Raw genomic sequence first — 15,215 nt, 5'->3', positions numbered from 1 at the left:
TTATGGTAAAGGTAATGTCTCTAATATTTTGTTTATAATATACTCTACCGTTATATCGTCGGCTTCTGCTTCATAACTCAAAATAATACGATGACCTAAAACTTCTTTACAAACAGAAGCAACATCAACTGGTGTTACATAATCTCTTTCATGTATAAGAGCATATGCTCTACTAGCTTTATGTAAATCTATACTTGAGCGAGGGCTTGCTCCAAAACTTATATAAGGAGCTAATTCTTCTAAGCCATAATCTTTTGGTTCTCTTGTTGCAAAAATAATATCTGTCATATACCTTCTAACAGGAAGGTCAACATGAACAGTTTTTATTTTTTGTTGAAGAGTTTTAAGTGTCTCTTCATCTAGTACAGTTTCCACTGCTTCACAAGTTTCTAATGAAATACGCTCAGCAATTTCCATCTCTTCTTCTTTAGTATTGTACTTAATAAAAATTTTCATCATAAACCGGTCTAGTTGTGCTTCTGGAAGAGCATAAGTTCCACCAGACTCTATAGAGTTTTGAGTAGCTAAAACAAAAAATGGTCTAGGGAGTAAAAAGCTCTCTTCTGCGATAGTCACTTGTCTCTCTTGCATCGCTTCTAAAAGTGCTGATTGTACTTTTGCAGGTGCTCTATTTATCTCATCTGCTAATAAAAGATTAGTAAAAATAGGACCTTTTTTTACAATAAATTCACTACTTTTTGGGTTAAATACTTCTGCACCAATAATATCACTTGGTAAAAGATCTGGTGTAAACTGTACTCTTCCAAATTGAAGACCTAAAGCTTTAGCTAGTGTATTAATAGTAGTTGTTTTAGCAACGCCAGGTACTCCTTCCATCAAAATATGTCCTTCACATAAGATTCCTACGATGAGAGAATCTAGAACAGAGGAGTATCCTACAATCACTTTTGAAACTTCTTTTTTTAACTCTTTGACAACGTCTATCATAAGACTTCCTTATATTTATAACTACTTATGCAAAAATATTACTTCTTTTTTATAATATATTTTTAATCTAGATTAAAATATCGTCAGTATACAAAAATATTGTCAAAAATTTATCATGTGAAATAAAGACAAACTTACACAAGTAAGTTTTATTGAAAAGTAAAATTGTATCTTTACATGTAAAGGACATATCTAGAGTTTTTTCCACAGCTCTAGTCTTATATCTTTATTTTCTACGCCATTGTACTATTTTAGTAATATTAGATTATTACTATTTAATACAATACCTTTATATTGCTTTTATACTTAAAAAAACACTTAATTCCTAATAAGTGTCATAAATATGACTCTTATCATTTTATAGTTCTGCTAAAATTTTACTAAAGTTTTTTAGTAATTTTTTATTTTAATAAATATTTAATTATTTTGATAAAAACAACAATATCGCAGGAGGTGTATTTTTATAGATAAAATTGATTTATCTAATGAAAAAACTTAAATTTATGTTTTAGAATCTAAAAAGATTTTTTTAATAAAGAATATAACGAACTACATGTTATTCATAGGAAATAACCAATATTTCAGGAAGGAATTAATATGAAAGAAACGAGAGTTATCTGTCCATATTGTGGGACAGGATGTAATGTTGATTTATCAATTGAAGATAATAGAATTGTAAAAGCAAAAGGAAGTTGTGGCAACTATGTCAATGATGGAGAACTTTGTCTAAAAGGTCTTTATGGTTGGGATTATGTTGGTGCAAATGATAGGTTAAAAAAACCTTTAATAAGAAAAAAAGATGGTGTTTTTTCAAAAGAGGGAACATTTGAAGAAGTATCTTGGGATGAAGCACTTGAATTAATAGCATCAAAAATGAAAGAAGTAAAAGCACAACATGGTAGTGATGCCATAGCTGGAAACTTTTCCTCAAGATCTACTCTAGAAGAAAACTACGTCGCACAAAAATTCATGAGATCTGTTGTAGGAACTAACAATATAGATCACTGTGCTCGTGTTTGTCATGGACCAACTGTAGCTGGTTTAGCTCAGACGATTGGCTGTGGGTCATCAACAAATAGTTTTACTGAGATTGGAGAACACAGTAACTGTATTATGATGATAGGATCTAACCCTGAAAATGCTCACCCAATAGCAGCTATGTATATTCAAAGAGCATTAAGTCGTGGTGCTAAACTAATCGTTATAGATCCGATTAAAACAGAATTAGCTAAAAAAGCAGATGTTCATTTACAACTAAAACCAGAACATAATATTCCAATTTTAAATGCTATATTACATCATATAATCACAAATAATTTGCAAGATACTAACTTTATTAGTAACCATACAAATGGATTTGAATATGTAAAAGAAGTAATCAAAGACTATTCTCCAGAAGCAATTGAAAAGACATCGGGTGTACCTGCTGAATTGATTAAAAAAGCAGCTCAAATGTACGCTACAATAAAACCAGCAATTATCACACATGGTATGGGAATTACTCACTTTAACCATGGTGTAGGTAATGTATTTAATATATCAAATCTTATTTTATCAACAGGCAATATTGGTTCTCTAGGTTCAGGAGATTTGGCAATCCGTGGGCAACAAAATGTTCAAGGTGCCTGTGATATGGGTATGTTACCAGATATTTTTCCAAATGGTAAAAAAGTATTTGATAAAGAAGCTATAAAATTTTACGAAGAACTATGGAACTGTAAACTTGACAATAAAGTTGGGGTAAGAAGAACGGATATACCAGATGTTATCTTAGAAGATAAAGTCAAAATATTTTGGACAGTAGGTGAAAATCCTGTTATCTCTGACCCTAATACTAATCGTTTATTAAAAGCATTGGCACATGTTGATCTTTATATTGTTCAAGATCTTTTCTTAACAGAAACAGCATTAAAAGCAGATATCGTTTTACCTGCCGTTTCAAATTCTGAAAAAACAGGCTGTTATACAAATGCGGAAAGAAGAGTTCAATTAAATCATCAAGCTATTTCACCAGTAGGTGATATTAAAAATGACTGGCAAATTATCTGTGCATTGGCTAAAAAAATGGATGCTCAAGGTTTTGACTTTTCAAGCTCTGAAGAAATTTGGCAAGAAATAAGAGTTGCTGATCCAAATCGTTATGGTGGTATGAGTTATGCAAGAATAGATAAAGAAAAAGGACTTCACTGGCCGTGTCCTAGCGAAGACCATCCTGGTTCACCAATCTTGTATATGAACAAAGAGTTTTTAACTCCTGATAAAAAAGGAAATTTTGCTCCAGTTATTTTTGTTGATAACAAAAAAGATATTGAAAAAGCAGAGCAAGATTTGGCAAAAAGACTTAAGCTTCCTAGTACTTATCCTCACATGGCAGGTTCTGTTGATGAACCAGCTGATGAAGAATATCCAATCGAACTTTTAACAACAAGAAAAGTATACCACTACACAGTAGGAACAATGACAAGAAGATCACCAGCTCTTGAAAATGGTGCTGATATTCATGGTCCATGTGGAGAAATTAATCAAAGTACTGCTGCAGCTTATGGTGTTCAAGACGGAGATTATATCGCTGTTGAAAGCAGATATGGTCGCATAGCAGTAAAAGTTGAAGTAACTCCTGTTGTTCCAGATAAAGTAATGCAAATGTCATTTCATTATTGGGAAGGTCATGCAAATGAACTTACAAGTGAAGGTGCTGATGCGATTACAAGGACTCCAACATATAAAGCAGCAGTGAAGTTCCATAAAATTTCAAATCAAGAGTATGCGCAAGTACTTATAGAGAAAAAAGAAAAATTCTATTCTCAAAAAATTACTTTTGACGAATATGAAGAAGTGGAGATATGAGATGTTAAATTTAGATGAAAGAACAAATAAATATATTGCTAGTGACCCACATAAATGCATAGGATGTCATACTTGTATGTCAGCTTGTTACGAATCATCAAAAGCTAGAGGTAAAGTTTCAAAAGCTAGACTTATCGTATACAATACTGAGCATGGAACATTACCAAACCAATGTCATCAATGTGATGATGCCCCTTGTGCTAATATATGTCCTGTTGGTGCATTGAGTATTGGCCTTGATTGTATTGAGTTAGCAGAGGAAAAATGTATAGGTTGTAAAATGTGTACTTTAGCCTGTCCTTTTGGTTGTATTGAAGTTGACTGTGCACCTGCAAGTGTAGATTACTATGATCAAATTTCTCTATTAAGAATGCCAAGATTGGATAAATCCGTAGCTATAAAATGTGACTTATGTCAAGGCTTAGAAGGTGGAGGCCATGCTTGTGTTGATATATGTCCAACCGAAGCTCTTATTTTTGTAACTCCAACTATGGAAAGAAATAATATAAAAGAAAAAGCGATTAAAACGCTAAATATCTAAAGAAAAAGAGGAGAATTTCTCCTCTTTTTTTAAATATAGATTGATATCTCTCTTCCATAAACTCAAGATTCATATACAACTTCCAACAAAGTAGAAATTGTCCTTGTATAGGGTGCATCTAAACCTTGTAATTCACAGTTTTTTATGACTACTCCACAAATCTCATCAAGTTCTAATTCTCTAGAATTTTCTCTATCTACTAGCATAGATGTTTTGATTGAATCAAACTTACTTATAAGCTCAAACATATCTTGAACATCTTTTTGACTTACTTCTACACCTGCAACTTTGGCAGCCTTTGCAGTTTCATGCATAAGGCCTAGTACGATAAGTGATAATTTTTTATGGTGCATAATCTCACCAGTTTTTTTCTCAAGCAAAGCACAAATAGCATTGACTCCATTGTTGATTATGAGTTTTTTCCACAGCTCTAGTCTTATATCTTCTGATATATTTGCTGGAATGTTACTTTTGCTTAAAATAGCTACAAAATCATGTAAAAAAGTTTTTCCCTCTTCACTCTCTTGCCATAAACCAAGAGGTGTTTGTGCTTCACCTATAGCATGAACAATCCCTGGTTTGATTATATGTGCACCAATTTTTACACTAAGTCCCCCAATAATCTTTTTTGGGTCTATATATGAAGCCAATATATCTTCATTTTCTACGCCATTTTGCAATGAGATAATATAAGGAGTATGCTTTGCACACCATTTTGCAAGTGTTATTGCTATCTCTTTTGTAAGTATAGCCTTAGTCAGTACGATAAGAGCATCAAACTCTCTTGGATCTTTTAAAAGAAGTGCTTGTAGATCATAAGCATCCACAAAATCTTCAAATTCAAAATCTTCAAATTCAAAATCTTTATGGTTTACATGTAAACCATTTTTTTTAATTGCTTCTAAATGTTTTCCTCTAGCAACAAAAGTTGTTTTCATACCACTACTAACTAATCTAGCCCCATAATAAGACCCTACTCCACCAGCACCAATAATCGCTATATGCATATACCACCTTCACCATTAACTTAAAAAATATTATACTTTAAAGCGTCCAAGCTCACCATCTAACTTATTTGTCATAGAAGAGAGATGCTCACTTGCCCCAGCCACTTCTTCAATACTTCTTACATTAGCACTTACGAGAGTCTCCATCTCTTCTATTTTTCCAATCATCGTTTTAATTGACTCATTAACATGAACAAAATCTTGGACACTTTGATGATTGGATGAGATATTTTCTTGCAAAATTATTGCATTATCTTGTACAACATGTTCAAGATTTGAAGATAATTCTGAGAGTTTAAGTATCTCTTTTGAGTTATAATCCATCTCACCACTAGCATCTGAGATTGCTTGAACAACGATATTTATTGTAGTATTGATTTCGCCAAGACTTCTTTGTGTTCTCTCTGCTAGCTGCCTTACTTCATCTGCCACAACAGCAAAACCTCGCCCATGTTCCCCTGCCCTCGCAGCTTCAATAGCAGCATTAAGCGCTAAAAGATTGGTTTGATCGGCAATATCTGAAATAACAGTCAAAACATTTTTAATCTCTTCTGTATTTTGGCTTGTTGTTTGCAACTTAGTAGCTAGTTCTAACTCTTTTTGTGAACCATTTTGTAGCTGAGAGTTTAGACTATTCATCTCTTCTTTCATAGCTATAAAACTACTATTTGCTACATCCAATTGCTCGCTATTATTTTTTATCGTACTTACAGAACTTTCCAATTCTTCTAAAACTTTATTACCTTCTTTTACCGAATCAGCAACAATCAAACTCTCCTCTTCCGAGCGTTTACCGACTGCTAAAGAAGTAGTAGAAAGCTCATGAGATATAGAAGCATTTTCACTACTTGTTTCTTTTGAATTAATTAGCAATGTTTGAATTTTTTCAATAAAAAGATTTATTGAGTTTGCTATCTCGCCTAGTTCATCACGACTCTTTACATGTAAACGTTGTGTCAAGTCACCTTCACCAGAACTCAAATCTTTCACCATGATTTGCAAAGCAACCAATGGCTTAAATTGCCATACAAGAAGAACAAAAATACCTAAAGCTCCAAATCCTAAAAAAGATAAACTAATATAAAGTAGGTTTTGCGTTTGATTGTTTAGATTACTAAAAGCAACCTCTTTTTTTAAAGTCGCCACAATCTTCCAGCCGGTTGCTTTGATGGTATCAAAGACCAATAAATACTCTTCCCCACCCATAGAAAACTCTAGTAATCCTGACTTTTGAGCATAGATTTTATCTTCCATCCATTTAAGATCAGGTAAATTTTCTGAGAGTGTTTTTCCTATAAATTTTGGATTTGGGTCTACTAAAATCTTTCTATCTTTAGCAAATAAAGCAGTAAAACCACCTTTGAGTTTTGTTGCACTCACTTCTTGCTCTACACTTTTGATTTGCACAACAATCGTAGCAAAACTTTCACCTTCTATAGGTGCAGAAATATCAATAATATTACTTTTTTTATCGACATAACTTTTAAAAACAGAAGTGATGTTGGGTTTAAAATTGTTAGCTTTTACTGTTTGATAAAGAAACTCTGATTCAAATTTTTCTGCAGGAACTTTTACCTTAGGATTTATATGTATAAGTGGTTCTCCTTTAAAATATACCAAAGAACTTTTCATCTTTGCAGCATCAGAAGCAAAACTCAAATACTTTCTTACATTATCAGGAGATTTATCCTCAAGTGTACGTATACGCTTTGCCAAAGACGCTACTATATCTTCTTTAGATTGCAACCAACCATCAATAATATGCCGTAAATCTGTTACTTTAGCTTGAAGTTTTTGATTGATTTCATTAGAAGTTGTTTTTTGCATCATCGAGTGATTAATGCCAAGAAAAACAATAAAACCAACCGCTATAGCGCCCACTATAGATAGAGTAATCTTTTGTTGCAGTTTCATCTAACCCTCCTTTTTTAACAGTAGTAATACATTTTTAAATTATATCACAATCAATAAATGAGTGCTTAAAATAAAACAAAGTTTTACTCCAATATAAATATGTTGTTACACATAAAAACATATTTAGGTAAAAAAAAAGATATACTGTTTACATGTAGATAGTTTGGCAATCAATAATTATGTAAACTGTCCCCGGAACTTCCGAAGTAAATGCCATTCGCAACTGTCCCCTTTAATATTAATTCTTCAATGAATCTAATGCAATACAAGCCATATTCAATCCTCCATTACATGCTTTAGAATAATATTTCTTCGCTTTTTCAATGTTATCGTTTGAGTATATATTACCTAACACAAAGCAAATCCCATAATTTCCATTAGCACATTCGGATTCATATATTTTTTTTATATTGGGTTCATTTTTTTTATTAGTTATATCAAGTGCTTCAATATGTAGTTTTTTAAAAAACTCTTTTTCACTATTGTTTTTTTTGGAGTACTTGGGCAAAATAATAAAATCTTCCTCTGTATAAGTTTTTATGTTAGTAATTACTAAAATACTTATTATAATAAATATTGTTAACAGTATAAATCCTAATTTATACTTCATTAAATTATTCCTCTCATTATTATTTAATTTTTATAGTATAACCAATTTTTGTCCACGGATTTATTGTTATAAAAAAAAGGGGACAGGCTACTTTTATTCATCATCTATTACCTTTTTAGGTCTTCCTCTAGGGTTTATAGTTGATACTATATCATACTTTTGTGCTGTATCATTTACCCAATCATCTTGACCATAAGGGCTTTGTCTTTGGATTGAGTTATCTATTTTTTCTTTATCTTTTTTGTTTATTTTCTCTTTTTTTAACTTTTCCCAGTTTTCTGGCACTTCTATTGGAAGTTCATCTACGATATCATTTATTTTAGTATTGGATGATACATATTCCCATTGTTTTAGTTTTGCTCTTTTTGGGTTTTGTTCTACATAGTTTAGTAAAGTTAAAAGATAATTATCTCTTTGGACTATAAAGCTTTTATATCTTCCTTGCCAGAGATGTCCTGATGTTTTATAGGTTTTATTATAGTATCTTACATAACTTGTAAGTAACCATTGCATATACTTACTTAAATCTTCTGCTTCATTTGGTTCTATTATAAAGTGAAAATGATTTGGCATCAATACGAAGCTATAGAGTTTTACATTTGTCATTTTTTTAGCTTCACCCATAAGTTCCATGAACTTTTCATAATCTTCTTTATTATGAAATACTTCTGCCCTTCTATTTCCTCTATTGATTATATGATATATCTCACCACCTGCTAATCCTCTTGCTATTCTTGGCATTATACACCTCTTTTTATTTACATGTAGATAATATTATAGAAATTTAACTTAAAAGTAGCCTGTCCCCTTTAATTTTATAATTTTAGGATTATCAAAGGTTATTTGTATTTTTACATTTTCTGGTATATCTTTTGCATCTTTAGGTGGCGAGAATGTTGTTATATGTGTGTTTGCGTATGCACTCAAGGAGAGAACACACAACAAAATAAATTTTATTACTAAATTTGACATTATTTACCCTTAATTATTAATTAAAACAATATTAGCTTTTTAAATATTAAATATTAGTAAAATTAAAGTTATACTTTAAGGATTGCATACCTAATTATCAATCATATTATATTTATTTTTCTCTTAGGTCCAGTTTTTTTCTTTTTATAATCAACTCCTGTTAGTAATTGTATTTTGTCATAAAACTCTTCATTACCACATGGTTTACCTGTTCGTGTTTTCTCTTGTATAAATTTAGTTTGTATATTTTGTTGTAAAAATTCTTTATAGTTAGTAATATTGTCAATCGCTTCATAATCTGACAACAACTCATTCTCTTTTTTCAAATCTAGCCTATGTCTAGCACTAGAGTATTTATAATCCCAAGCATACTTGACCATATATGCTTTTACAGGGTTTTGTTCCACATATCTTAAAGCGTGTAAAAGATGTTCTGCATCCAAAGGAGTAGAATAAAATCTTTCTTGAAAAAGATGCCCTTTTACTTTTTGCTCAAAGTTTATTTTTCTTGTATATAATCTATGTGTTTCTCCTATAGCTTTTGAGAGTGATTCTCTACTTTTTGGTATGACTATTAGGTGAATATGGTTGGTCATAAGACAATAAGATATTACCTCTAAATCATACAATTGGCATTGAGATAATAGAAGTTGTTTATAGTAGGTGTAGTCTTCATCTTTAAAAAAAATATTCATGGAGCGAACACCTCTTTGTGTAACATGGTGTGGTATATTTGGAATTACAATTCTTTTAATTCTTGCCATTTCCCTCTCCTATATTTTAGATAGAAAAAGTATATATTAATAAAATATAGTTAGTAAAAAATATTTCAATTTGAAATTTTGTAGCATATTAATAAGATAAAAATATATTGCTACATGTAAGAAATATATAATCCCTTACATGTAGATAGTTTGGTAATCAATAATTATGTAAACTGTCCCCGGAATTTTGCTTTTATTCCCCTTTAATGCTTTAATTCAATAACTTTGCTAAAAATAACACTATCATACTTAATAAAATCAAACCTATATACACGAATTCTTTTACTCTAATTTTTGATAACATAGGACCAAAAGCTTTATGTAAAGCATTTTTTTCTTTTTGAGAAAAAGTAAATCTAAAGTTTTTACTATAAACTTTAGCAAGAAGATCAATAATTAGTATGCTTAATGCAAATCCTATTAACATAGAATTTCCATAAACAATAGAAATAGCACCAAACTTGGTACTCAAAAAGAACCCAAAAGATGCTCTTATACTAGTGTCGACATCTACTTTTGTATAAAAATCAATAGGTATTATTAATAATAAAGCTATAAAAATTAACAAAAAAAATGGTGCTGAACTTCCTTGATTTTTTATAAAAATATTATTGATATTAAAATAAGTATTTTTTATCAATTTAAGATTAAATAAATATATATTTGCTTGAATATAAAAGTTAATCAAAAACATACAAGGGGCTGATATAAATAAATATGAATAAATAAATTTAATTGTATAGTATTCTTGCCCTATGCTTTTTCCAGCCAAAGCGAAACTATCTATACCTACAAAATAACTTGCCATTAAATCAGCAAACTCTTTAAGAAAATGAATATTTAAAATAATATCACTATTGATAAATAATAATGGCATATGTAAAAAAATTGAAAAATATAGTAATATTTTTGATATTTTTTTTTCTTTTTTAGTATCTATTTCGATGATAATTCCTTTTATACTATTTAAAACGGTGAGAAAAATATTCATTAAATATATTTTCTCCAACCTCTGAACCCATATCTCCACCATATGCACCAGCTGTAACTGTAGCAGCTGGAATAAATGGTCCAACAGGAGGAGCAACAACAGATACGGCTGTCATTCCTACAAAAGTTGCACCAGCTGTATAAACACATCCAATTGTTCCTCCTGCTATTTTAAATCCATTTCTAAAAAAACTTTCTAGGTTTTTAGAGAATACTAAGTCAGTAAAATCTGCATACCTACCCATTACTTTTCCTCCTACACCTAAAAAGTCACCTAATTTTGAATTTTTAATATACTCACCTACTGTTGTTAAAGCATCTGACACAGCACCCATAGTTTCTCCCATCTTCCCTATTACTCCACCTTCCCCATTAAACATATGAACAAAAGCCCCAGAAACAGCTCCATTTGCAAATTTACCACCTGCAAGCTCACTAGTTGTACCACCTACTAATGCCATTATAAGAGTTCGTGATGAAAATCCACCATAACCTTCGTTACCTACAGAAAAGCCACTAGTTACAAATCCACTCCAAAAACCTGCGCTAAATTTCCCACCTTGTGCTTTTGTTATCACTGCTCTTGATAAACCGTGTAATACTGCTTTAGAAAATGCTGAGCCCCAGTTTTGAGTTCTAATTGCTTCAAGAAAGGAACTACTATGTCCAAGTAAACTTCCTATACCTGCTGATACGGCTCCACCAATAGCACCAAATAATGCACCTTTTAATCCACCACTTAGACTTCCTGTTGTCATGACTCCTGAGACAAATCCACTTGCAGCCCCGGCAATTGCTCCAACTGTCATAGCCCCCAATACAGATAATCCTCCTGTTGATGCTACAAAAGCACCTCCCCAACCTATAACCATAGGAGCAGCAAGTCCCCAAGTAACCACAGAAACGACAACTGCAACAACCACCATAACTATTACCTTAATATACTTCTTAATAGCCTTAAATGCTTTCTTTATAGCTTTAAAAATCTTTTTAAAAAAGAACCCACTAGGGTCTGTATACTTAAGAGGGTTATTTTTTACATAGGTATAGCGGTTATAGCTACCTGTATCGTATGGGGATTGTATGTTTGGGTCAGCACTTAAAAACCTACCGATAATCGGGTCATATACTCTTCCGTTCATATGTATGAGGTTAAACTCTTCTATATGTTCATGCCCTGTGTAGCCTCTTTTTGTTATGAACTCTTGAGGGGACGATGCGTTTATCCAGTTTTGTTTTATACGCTCACCAAAAGGTTTATAGGCTATGCGTTGTACTACTCTTCCTGATTCATCTGTTATGGTGTCGACTGAACCAAGAGCATCTTTATGCATATAGTGATTTTGAGGAAGAACCATATTTCCATCGTCTTCTTTTATGTGCATCGCTATGAGTTGATTTCCTGCGTAGATAAAGTTTTTGTATCTTATAGTTGAGTTTGTATTTTCTTGTTCGTAGAGTTTCCCTACATAGTATGTATTGTTTCCATTGAGTATCTTTTTGTAGCGTGAGCGATTTGGTCCATAAAAGAACTCTGTTTTGTTATTGGCATCTTCTATGCGTACTGGTTTGTTGTATGAGCTATACTCTAAAGTGATATTGTTTTTCTTTATAACGTTACCGTTTGCATCATAGATATATTTATGTGCACCTGCGGTATCTACTTGATGAGCGTTGAAGTAAAGATACTCCCCTACATCACTTTTAGATACTATATTGCCTATATTGTCATACTCGTAAAGTATCTCACTGAGTGAATCTGCTTTTATGGTTGTTGCAGATTTGATTCTATCAAGAGAGTCATACGTATAGTTTTGTGTTATCTCTTGTTTAAAATCTTCTTTAGAAGTGACATTGTCTAGTTCATCGTAAGTATATTTTATGTCTCTTACGTCATTGTTACTATCGTATCCTGTTTGGATTGTATTTAAGTGTCCATTTGCTTTGTTGTAGTCTCTTGAAGTTATCAGTCCATTTCCTACTACATCTTTTGTGATTCTTCCAAAGACATCTGTAGCTAAGATTTTGTAGTAGTATTTAAAGTCCTCATTATCAAACATCCCTAAGTACGCTTTGTCTACTCCTGAAGAGAGAAGTGCATACTTGTCTTTGTAATTTTTACTTAACTCAATAGTAGCTTTTGCTTCAAAGATGATAGTTTTTGCTTCTTGTATATAGTATAGGGTTACATCTTTATACATATCAAGTATGACTTTAGAGTCAATACTTGCTAGAGTGCTTTCTGCTTCGTTGAGTTTTTCTATAGCTTGGTTTATCAGCGTTGTTGATTGGAGGGAAAAAGTCTCCATGAGCCATTTGTATAGGTATTCGTCATTGTAGTTTGTTAGTATTACAAGATAAGAGTTTAACTCTTTTGTCTGTTTTTTATAGTTTGTTTCATATGCTTCAGACTCTTGTGTCAAATCTTTTATAGTTTTTAACAAAAAGCTAGAAGTATCGATGAGCTGTTGTTCTATCTTGGCATCTACTCCTTTGTATTTTGAAGCTAGATTTAGACATGCTATAGCTTTTGTTCTATATAACTCTATTTGAGTTTTTAAACTTATGAGGTTATTAAAAGAGTCTGTTTTATCTTGTAGAGTTTGCTCTATGCGAGATTTTAGCTCATCATGACTCAGATTTTTATCTGCTTGTATAGGGCTTTTTATAGCTGAGAGATAGCCTTGGGTATTGTACTCATTTATAAGCTCAAAACCATCAGGTCTTATAGTCTTGTCTAGTTTTCCATCGGCTGTATATGTTAACTTGGTCGTAAAAGTTTTGTTGTCTATGTACTCTTTTGTTTGGATGACTCTTGTATAGTCATCGTAAAAATACTCTTTTTTATAATTGTCAGTTTTTTCAAAAGCGAGTTTTCCTATGCCGTTGGCTGCTACGTCATACGCCCAAAAAGTCTCACCCTCTTTTTCTACTCTTTTAACCATACGTCCAAGTACATCATACTCTATAGTTGTAGTTTGTCCTTTGGCATCGCTCTGGCTAGTGAGTTCTCCTAGTGCATTGTAAGTGTAGTGCCACTCTCCCATGTCTGGGTCATTCATATATACTTTGTTACCAAAAAGATCATATGTTATGAGGATTTTGTTGCCCCCAGCATCTTTGGTTTGTGTTAGATTACCAAAAGCATCATACGTGTACTCTATAAAAGTATCTTCTTCTATGACTTTTGTTTTTTTACCTATGATATTGTTTTTAACTGTTTTTTTGTGCCCTTTTGGTCCAATAGTTATAGTATCTAGTCCATCATACTCATAGTAGTAATTTAGCTCTTCCCCATTTGCACCTTTTCGGCTTAAACGGATTTGTCTTCCTAAATCATCATAATAGTTATATACAAAATCTGGAAAATCATAAGCATAATACGGTGTAGAAGACTTTTGTACTTTTCCAAGAGCGTTGTAGTAAGTATCTTTATATATAGTCGTACCATCAAAACCTATATTTATAGTTCTTATCTTTCTGTTTTGAGTATCAAAGATAGTCTCAGTAGCTGGTATACCTGTTGATTTTTCTACTACTTTATACATAGCATCTGGTAAACTCTCATCCCAATAATGCATCCAAACAGTAGTTGAGCCATCTGCTCTAGTCTCTTTGATTTTTTTACCCATGGCATCATAGTCCCAAGTTGTAGTAAGGTTATTTGGGCTAGTTACTTTTATGAGCTGGTTGTTTATGTTATAGACTCTTGAGACTCTATGGTTTAAGTCATTTATAACTTCAATGTTATTTTTACCTAAGCTATCATAAACAAACCTTGTTGAGCGTGGGGTATCGTTATTGGTTTGGATAGTTTCTATGATTTTGTTACCATACTTATCATATGTATAGCTTTTAGAGAGAGTTTTAGGACTATTTGGTTCAATAGTCTCTTTTATGAGTGTTCCTTTGTCTAAGTCATACTCAAAAGATGAGCTTTTTACTATGCTTGAGCCATCTTCATGGATATGAGTTACAGAAGCGTCTGTCAATCTTGATAATATCCAGTTTTCATCATCATTTGTATACGTACTTTGTGTGATTTTTTTGTACTCTTGGATATCATTTTTAGTGATAGATTCTATTTTTCCTATGTTTCCATACATATCAAAGTTACTATTTGTAGTGATAGCTGTTAAAAGATATGTTCCATCTATGTCGTATTTATTTTGAGTATTTACTGTGTTTTCTAAGTTTATGATATCTTGATTTTGATAATAATTTTGAGTGATTATCTCATTTGTGCTATCTGAAATCTTTATATCATTTAAAAAACTCTCGCTTGATTTTGCAACTCCTATAAAAGGAAACTCTTGCATGAAGTTTGTGACTGATTTTGTTTTTGAGACATCATTAAAAACTTCTGTTTTTGAAAAACCTAGTGAACCTCTCTCTTGATGTGCTTTAAGCCCTTCATATTTAAAAGAAGTTGTGTTAATCCCGCCTGCACCATCAGCAATTTTAAAAGCTTTTACAACGCTCATAGAAGAGGCTTTTATATCTATCTCAGGGTAAGTTGCACCGCTATGTGGAGTGTATATCTCACTATCTCTTAGAGTACTGTACTCTATGCTTACATCTTGGTCTTTGCCGTTTGTGATTTGTATGATTTTAAAGTTTTT

Annotated in this window: 11 protein-coding genes; 2 read left to right on the top strand and 9 right to left on the bottom strand. The window is 31.9% G+C overall.

Annotated elements, in window-relative coordinates; all coding sequences use genetic code 11:
- Positions 1-948, bottom strand: coding sequence for an AAA family ATPase (locus K354_RS0110730; protein WP_024955502.1), 948 nt, complete (start codon positions 946-948; stop codon positions 1-3).
- A gap of 597 nt (positions 949-1,545) precedes the next feature.
- Between K354_RS0110730 and K354_RS0110725 the strand changes: the two genes are divergently transcribed.
- Positions 1,546-3,795 carry a molybdopterin oxidoreductase family protein gene (locus K354_RS0110725; RefSeq protein WP_084607369.1) on the top strand — a complete coding sequence of 750 codons (2,250 nt, stop codon included), beginning with the start codon at positions 1,546-1,548 and terminating at the stop codon, positions 3,793-3,795.
- A 1-nt stretch (position 3,796) separates the two neighbouring features.
- Complete coding sequence (locus K354_RS0110720) at positions 3,797-4,336, top strand: 4Fe-4S dicluster domain-containing protein (protein ID WP_024955500.1); 540 nt, start codon at positions 3,797-3,799, stop codon at positions 4,334-4,336.
- 62 nt (positions 4,337-4,398) lie between these two features.
- Here the strand turns inward: K354_RS0110720 and K354_RS0110715 are convergent, their stop codons facing one another.
- The 8 genes from K354_RS0110715 to K354_RS0110680 form a co-directional block, all read right to left on the bottom strand.
- The gene (locus tag K354_RS0110715; protein WP_024955499.1) at positions 4,399-5,343 is read right to left on the bottom strand and encodes a ketopantoate reductase family protein; all 945 of its coding nucleotides are present in this window, start codon (positions 5,341-5,343) and stop codon (positions 4,399-4,401) included.
- A gap of 30 nt (positions 5,344-5,373) precedes the next feature.
- Complete coding sequence (locus tag K354_RS14235) at positions 5,374-7,257, bottom strand: methyl-accepting chemotaxis protein (RefSeq protein WP_024955498.1); 1,884 nt, start codon at positions 7,255-7,257, stop codon at positions 5,374-5,376.
- Positions 7,258-7,495: 238 nt separating this feature from the next.
- Positions 7,496-7,867: a sel1 repeat family protein gene (locus tag K354_RS0110705; RefSeq protein ID WP_024955497.1), complete on the bottom strand. Its 372-nt coding sequence runs from the start codon at positions 7,865-7,867 to the stop codon at positions 7,496-7,498.
- A gap of 93 nt (positions 7,868-7,960) precedes the next feature.
- Positions 7,961-8,608 carry a transposase gene (locus K354_RS0110700; protein ID WP_024955496.1) on the bottom strand — a complete coding sequence of 216 codons (648 nt, stop codon included), beginning with the start codon at positions 8,606-8,608 and terminating at the stop codon, positions 7,961-7,963.
- A gap of 48 nt (positions 8,609-8,656) precedes the next feature.
- Complete coding sequence (locus K354_RS0110695) at positions 8,657-8,839, bottom strand: hypothetical protein (RefSeq protein WP_024955495.1); 183 nt, start codon at positions 8,837-8,839, stop codon at positions 8,657-8,659.
- A gap of 101 nt (positions 8,840-8,940) precedes the next feature.
- Positions 8,941-9,603 (bottom strand): transposase, encoded by a 663-nt coding sequence (locus K354_RS0110690; RefSeq protein WP_024955494.1) that lies wholly within the window; start codon positions 9,601-9,603, stop codon positions 8,941-8,943.
- A 211-nt stretch (positions 9,604-9,814) separates the two neighbouring features.
- The gene (locus K354_RS0110685) at positions 9,815-10,594 is read right to left on the bottom strand and encodes a hypothetical protein (RefSeq protein WP_024955493.1); all 780 of its coding nucleotides are present in this window, start codon (positions 10,592-10,594) and stop codon (positions 9,815-9,817) included.
- The coding region (locus K354_RS0110680; RefSeq protein WP_024955492.1) for an RHS repeat-associated core domain-containing protein at positions 10,566-15,215 on the bottom strand (4,650 nt) is incomplete at its 5' end. The genes K354_RS0110685 and K354_RS0110680, both read right to left, overlap by 29 nt.

The organism is Sulfurospirillum arcachonense DSM 9755, from assembly GCF_000597725.1.
In the GTDB taxonomy this organism is placed as follows: Bacteria; Campylobacterota; Campylobacteria; order Campylobacterales; family Sulfurospirillaceae; genus Sulfurospirillum_A; species Sulfurospirillum_A arcachonense.
Note: the sequence above shows the minus strand (reverse complement) of the source record. Positions and strands in the feature narration are given on the sequence as shown.

What these genes read in the sequence shown, in the direction of transcription:
- K354_RS0110730 (WP_024955502.1), bottom strand. Translation starts at nt 948, where the DNA reads ATGATAGACGTTGTCAAAGAGTTAAAAAAAGAAGTTTCAAAAGTGATT.
- K354_RS0110725 (WP_084607369.1), top strand. Translation starts at nt 1,546, where the DNA reads ATGAAAGAAACGAGAGTTATCTGTCCATATTGTGGGACAGGATGTAAT.
- K354_RS0110720 (WP_024955500.1), top strand. Translation starts at nt 3,797, where the DNA reads ATGTTAAATTTAGATGAAAGAACAAATAAATATATTGCTAGTGACCCA.
- K354_RS0110715 (WP_024955499.1), bottom strand. Translation starts at nt 5,343, where the DNA reads ATGCATATAGCGATTATTGGTGCTGGTGGAGTAGGGTCTTATTATGGG.
- K354_RS14235 (WP_024955498.1), bottom strand. Translation starts at nt 7,257, where the DNA reads ATGAAACTGCAACAAAAGATTACTCTATCTATAGTGGGCGCTATAGCG.
- K354_RS0110705 (WP_024955497.1), bottom strand. Translation starts at nt 7,867, where the DNA reads ATGAAGTATAAATTAGGATTTATACTGTTAACAATATTTATTATAATA.
- K354_RS0110700 (WP_024955496.1), bottom strand. Translation starts at nt 8,608, where the DNA reads ATGCCAAGAATAGCAAGAGGATTAGCAGGTGGTGAGATATATCATATA.
- K354_RS0110695 (WP_024955495.1), bottom strand. Translation starts at nt 8,839, where the DNA reads ATGTCAAATTTAGTAATAAAATTTATTTTGTTGTGTGTTCTCTCCTTG.
- K354_RS0110690 (WP_024955494.1), bottom strand. Translation starts at nt 9,603, where the DNA reads ATGGCAAGAATTAAAAGAATTGTAATTCCAAATATACCACACCATGTT.
- K354_RS0110685 (WP_024955493.1), bottom strand. Translation starts at nt 10,594, where the DNA reads ATGAATATTTTTCTCACCGTTTTAAATAGTATAAAAGGAATTATCATC.